The sequence below is a fragment of the Helicobacter sp. T3_23-1059 genome (assembly GCF_053654515.1).
On record NZ_JBSIUV010000184.1, the window covers coordinates 1 to 736 of the forward strand.

The 736-nt window shown below is 34.4% G+C and carries 1 protein-coding gene; it reads right to left on the bottom strand.

Translation table 11 applies throughout. The features are described 5' to 3' along the window. Nucleotides 1-164 precede the first annotated feature (164 nt). On the bottom strand, nucleotides 165-736 hold a 572-nt coding region (locus ACWIX0_RS13955; protein ID WP_454174582.1), incomplete at its 5' end, for a T6SS effector amidase Tae4 family protein.

The window sequence follows — 736 nt, forward strand, 5'->3', positions numbered from 1 at the left end:
ATGAATCGCTAGATTTAACCTGCGAATCTTTAGAATCTATATTTTGCGATTTGCGTAAATCTTTTGAAACCTTTGAATGTCCACAGCCTACAAATACCACCGACAAAACCGACACTGCCAAAAACAACAAACTTAATTTTTTCATTCTTTGCCTCCCAAATTTATTATAACTTCCAAAACATAATTTTCACAGCGTCAATATCATTAAGAAAAGCCTTAAAATGTAATTCCGCCACTTCATCGCCTACGCCAATTTCTTTGTAGTCTCCAAGACATTGTTTATCCCCATACCATAATGTAGTATGCCCTGTTAGACCCTCTGCTTGTATTTTTGCGCTAGATGATTTCATTACTATTATGCCATTATTGTCATTTTCTTTTAGCCATTTTATGCACTCATCAAGCGTAGTTTTAGTAAAATCAAAATATTTATCTTTGTCTTTTTCGCCCCAAAGTTTATCTAAAAATTTACCCATATCCCAAGCACCCATAATATACTTCATTTTATCTTTGCCAATTCTTGGATTACCACCAATAACATTTCTTGCTTGTGGATTTTGTAGTGATTTTTCAATCGACATACCACCATAATTTAGCGCATAGCTTAGCCTTATAGCACAAGTATTATAAGGCTCATTTGTGTGAAAAATTTTTTGAAACACTGCTTGATTATTATTTCCTCCATAAACCCCATTTATATCCTCATACGCCCTTTTCACGCTTTCCCATTGCGGTC